This is a genomic window from uncultured Microbulbifer sp. (assembly GCF_947489355.1).
Taxonomy (GTDB): domain Bacteria; phylum Pseudomonadota; class Gammaproteobacteria; order Pseudomonadales; family Cellvibrionaceae; genus Microbulbifer.
Genome location: NZ_CANLDD010000110.1, coordinates 1 through 4,494, shown reverse-complemented (window position 1 = coordinate 4,494; position 4,494 = coordinate 1). Strand labels below are relative to the sequence as shown.

General features: G+C 48.7%; 6 protein-coding genes. 3 read left to right on the top strand and 3 right to left on the bottom strand.

The window, feature by feature from the left end; translation table 11 throughout:
* Positions 1–989 precede the first annotated feature (989 nt).
* From Q1A48_RS20640 to Q1A48_RS20630, 3 genes are all read left to right on the top strand, one after another.
* On the top strand, positions 990–1,409 hold the full coding sequence (locus tag Q1A48_RS20640) for a hypothetical protein (protein ID WP_299948651.1): 420 nt from the start codon (positions 990–992) through the stop codon (positions 1,407–1,409).
* The gene (locus Q1A48_RS20635) at positions 1,406–1,594 is read left to right on the top strand and encodes a helix-turn-helix transcriptional regulator (protein WP_299948649.1); all 189 of its coding nucleotides are present in this window, start codon (positions 1,406–1,408) and stop codon (positions 1,592–1,594) included. Before Q1A48_RS20640 ends, Q1A48_RS20635 begins: the two co-directional genes overlap by 4 nt.
* 362 nt (positions 1,595–1,956) lie before the next feature.
* Positions 1,957–2,334, top strand: a complete 378-nt coding sequence (locus tag Q1A48_RS20630; RefSeq protein ID WP_299948647.1) for a D-Ala-D-Ala carboxypeptidase family metallohydrolase — start codon at positions 1,957–1,959, stop codon at positions 2,332–2,334.
* 260 nt (positions 2,335–2,594) lie between these two features.
* On the opposite strand, the gene tcdA is transcribed toward Q1A48_RS20630, so the two are convergent.
* The 3 genes from tcdA to Q1A48_RS20615 are packed head-to-tail and all read right to left on the bottom strand — an operon-like array spanning position 2,595 to position 4,362.
* Positions 2,595–3,395 carry a tRNA cyclic N6-threonylcarbamoyladenosine(37) synthase TcdA gene (tcdA, locus tag Q1A48_RS20625; RefSeq protein ID WP_299948645.1) on the bottom strand — a complete coding sequence of 267 codons (801 nt, stop codon included), beginning with the start codon at positions 3,393–3,395 and terminating at the stop codon, positions 2,595–2,597.
* Positions 3,382–3,837: a DCC1-like thiol-disulfide oxidoreductase family protein gene (locus Q1A48_RS20620; RefSeq protein ID WP_299948643.1), complete on the bottom strand. Its 456-nt coding sequence runs from the start codon at positions 3,835–3,837 to the stop codon at positions 3,382–3,384. The genes tcdA and Q1A48_RS20620 overlap by 14 nt, the downstream gene beginning before the upstream one ends.
* A gap of 60 nt (positions 3,838–3,897) precedes the next feature.
* Positions 3,898–4,362 (bottom strand): peptidylprolyl isomerase, encoded by a 465-nt coding sequence (locus Q1A48_RS20615; protein ID WP_299948641.1) that lies wholly within the window; start codon positions 4,360–4,362, stop codon positions 3,898–3,900.
* Positions 4,363–4,494: the final 132 nt, after the last annotated feature.

Genomic DNA, 4,494 nt, shown 5'->3' with positions numbered 1-4,494 from the left:
GGGCATTGCAAGCTCGTTTTGTCGTTGTGTTAGAACCTCAACAATGCGAGCTTGCTCTTACAAATCAATAGGCTACACCCAAACGGGAACAGCCCCTAGTTACATATATTTGGCATAATCGTACAAAATATGACTCCCCCCAGAATAAAAACCGGCTCAGTGGCCGGTTTGGATGGTTGGGGATCTGGTAGAGACAACAATCGCAAGGTAGCTGATTTATACTCCCAAAACGCAAAAGTACCAAAACTGCGTAACCCCAAAACTTACGATAGATCGGGTCTGGGGTTGTCCAATTTTCATGAATGGCCACCCTCAAGTTGGAGGATCGGGTATTGATCCTGTAAAAGGATGATCCACCTGGCACATAAAGCTCGTATTTGCGGCTGATTTGGCTTTAGCCCTTTCGTCAATCTCAAAGCGCCGTATGCGGACCCGGATGTACGGTGGTGTGGGGAGGGTGGGCTAGAAACCCGCCTTGACCCGATTATAAGGCGATGTTAAACACGAGAGATAACAACTTATAGAACATCACATTAAAACGCCGATCGCAGAACCGATTTTAACTCCTACTGTTAGAAGAAGTACCCCGCAAAAAAAACATTCCCAGAACCATTAAGCCGGACTTTTCTTTCTCAGCGATACTTGCCCACCACGTTTTGAATTGTGTGACTAAATCCATTTTATCTCCATATCTTTATAACATTTAAATACTAATCACCATGACCACTATTATTCTGATTACTGCCCCGGAAGCAATTCTGCAGCGGTTCTCCTACGTTCAGAATCATCAAACCAGGCCATTGAACAAATTTTACACAGCCCAGGAAAGCAACTAGTAGCTCCAGATTGTAGAAATGTGGTGAGCATGGAAGCTGAACATCCGCTACTAGGTAAAGCCCCTTTCCCATTACTAAAAAATGTAAAAATAACTTTACATTCACACAATAAAATGTAAACTTTTATTTACTTTATGTAACGAGAAAACGACAATGCATACTCAACAACCCATAACTTATGAAGAAAAAAGCATAAAAAATACAATATATATATTTTTTTGGACTATAAGCTGGGGAGCGACTTTTGTTTTCGCATCGGCCGCGGTTAAGATTTGGTGGCCAGAAAGTACCGCCGTGCTCGTTGCTGCCATAGCTACCCATATTTCACTTATGATCTGCGTGATAATTGCTCACTGGAAATGGCTTAAAGGTTTGGACGATTTACAGAGGCAAATTCAGCTTTACTCAATGGCATTTACTCTCAGCGTTACTTGGTTAATTATAACCCTATTGATATTACTTGAAGGAGTAGAAAACCTTCCTATCGGGAGGTTTTATTCAGAAATAGTCGTTGTCGTAATGAGTCTTTCATTGGTTTTTGGAAATATCATTGGGATGCGAAAAGCGGCATGAAAAATAAGCTAAAAGTGCTAAGAGCAGAACGCGATTGGACGCAAGCCGATTTAGCTGAACGACTAGATGTTTCGCGCCAAACAATTAATGCAATTGAGAAAGATAAATATGATCCAAGGCTATCTTTGGCTTATAAAATTTCTAGCTTATTCGACTTAAAAGTTGAAGAAATATTTTTGAGATAGAAATCAAATTACACATAGCATTTATATAGTGGTCACCGTAGCCACTATATATGCAGGTTTCTACTTTGATAGCGATTGCTCCATGAGGAAGCAGTCGTTTTAAAAGGCGAGGGAGCACTTTAACAAAAGTCTATATTAGACTCCTATCCTTTGAAGCTGCCAGAGTCAACCAGGACCGTCAGGGTCAAGGTGTGCTTTAGGCCCAGCTTGAATATCAGTTTCTGTTTGCATAATAATTTTCTCTTTTTGTTTATCGAGTGAGAAGTATCCGGTAATCAAAAAATTTTGTCAAATGCTGGGAGTTTCAGCTTATCTTCATTCCTAATCCGCCTAGTGCGGGCTTTTTCGTTTCTGGTAATCCAATGTTCGCTAACGACTACTTCACGAAAGAGGAGTTGTCCTGCCGTTGTTGCGGGAAAATCCACTTCTCAGATGGCACGCTACACCGGTTGATCGGGGTCAGGGAGCGTTTCAACGAGCCGATGGTAATCAGCTCCGGTTATCGTTGCCCGGCCCACTGCGCCAAGATCGGCTCCACCATGACACACACTACCGAGCAGGCTGTAGATGTATCGGTTGCTGGTGGGCGTGCCTATGAGCTGCTGGGGATCGCGATAGAGGAAGTGTTCACCGATATTGGGGTGAAACAGAAGGGCGCACAGAAGGGTCGATTTCCGCACCTGGATGATCTTGAACCTATACCGGGTGAGCGTATACGGCCAACTGTGTGGAGCTACTAGCCATCTTTCTGGGTTGTATGAAATTTACTCAACAGTCTGATTTGATGATTATTAGCGCAGGGGAACCGCTGCAGAATTGCTTCCGGGGTGGTAATCAGGGCAATACTGGTCATGGTGATTAGTATTTAAATGTTATACGAATATAAGGAGACTTCAAGGATCATAGTGCTAATCGCAATTTTCTGCTGCGGTACTTTCTTTGGTGCTGCTATTTATATCTCTATAGCACAACACCCAGCAGCATTAGAAACAGCCCCGGTTTAATGCTTCGACTGTAGCAACCTCTCAATCGCCCTGGTGGCGGTGGCAAAGCCAAAGGCGCCAGTGACCATGGTGGCGGCACCAAAGCCGCCGCTGCAGTCCAGTTTAACTCCGCCCTGCATGGCGCTTTTTTGCTGGCAAACCTGGCCATCCGGTTTTGGGTAGACCATGGCTTCGCTGGAGTAGATGGCATCAACGCCAAACTGGCGTTTGCGGCTTTTCTGGAAGTTGTGGAAGCGGTAGAGGTGCTGGCGCACTTTCGCCAGCATGGGGTCATTGATCGTGCGGCCCAGATCGGTGCACTCAATGGCCAGGGGGGAGCGTTTGCCGCCGGCAGAACCAACGGTGACCAGGCGCAGTTTGCGTGCCTTGCAGTAGGCCACCAGCGCCGCTTTTACCCGCGCATTGTCAATGGCATCAATCACGATATCTAAGGATGTTTTATCCGGGTTGATTAGCTCAGCCAGGTTGTCTGGTGCGATAAAGTCCTCTTCCACAGCGACCCGCAGCTCGGGATTGATCTGCTGTAGCCGCTTCGCCATCACTGTAATTTTGCTGCGGCCGATAGTGTCTGCCAGGGCGTGGCACTGGCGGTTGGTATTGGTGATACAGATATCGTCGAGATCAATCAGTGTCAGGGCACCCACGCCGCTGCGGGCCAGTGCTTCCGCCGTCCAGCTTCCCACACCGCCAATACCGATCACCATCATATGGGCCCTGTGCAATCTCTCCAGGGCGCGGTTGCCATACAGGCGGGCGATACCGCCAAAGCGTTGCAGGTATTGTTCAGACAGGCCCATTGGGGTTTTCTTCCGATACGTCTTCCAGAAAGCGGTGTTTGTCCGCGGGCCCTGGCAGCAGGCAACTGCTGCGCCGGCCGAACCAGCGATAGCGGTTGCGCGCCACCAGGTCATAGAACAGGTCCCGCAGGGGGCGTGGAATGTAACGCAAAAAGGCAAGAAAATGCCAGGGTCTCTCTAACCGGGCAGCGATGCGCAGGGCGGCGTCGCTCTTATGGTACTGGCTAAAGGTATCCCCTTTGCGCTCCAGCAGGATCATGGTTTCAAAGGTGTGCAGTGGCAGGCCCAGTTGCCTGAGATAGAATTGCCCTGCGGGCGACTGTAACCGGCAGAGGGTGAAATGGCAGTGCTTGTCGTGTTTCAGCAGCAGCCGGCTCCAGCCGTTACACAGGTGGCAGACGCTGTCAAAGAGCACAATATGGTCGGGGGGAGAGGGGTGCATACCAGCGCCGGATAGGACAGAGGGAGTGGTTTAAATCGAATTCAGTACCGCTTTATCAGGTTAGTGTACATGGCCGTGGTTAATTTCTTCTGCGGTGGCCTTGCGCACAGAGACCACTTTGATATCGAAGTGCAACTCAACGCCGGCCAGGGGGTGGTTGCCATTGATGGTGACCTGATCACCATCAATGTCGATGATTTCCACCTCCATGGGCTGGCCATGGGTGTTCTCGGCGTGAAATGCCATGCCCACGTCCAGTTTCTCAATATCGCCAAAAGCACTGCGCGGCATAACCTCGATCAAATCCGGGTTTTGCTGGCCATAACCCTCTTCCGGGGCAATGACGGCGGAGAAGGTATCGCCGGGAGCTTTTTCCAGCATTGCCTTTTCAAGGCCGGGAACGATATGACCCGCCCCCTGCAGGTATTTGAGCGAATCGCCCTCGGCCGCGGAATCAATCACCGATCCATCGGCATCTTTCAGGGTGTAGAGAATCTCCACGACAGTGTGATCGGCAACTTTCATGACTCGTCTCTGGTGGTAACTCTGCATTCAGTCAGAGGAAAAATCGTTAACTAAGCCTAGGGGCAGTTCCCGTTTCACATGGGTAGCCATAGGAAGGCACAAGCCATAGCTACTGTGCTTTGATAGCACCTC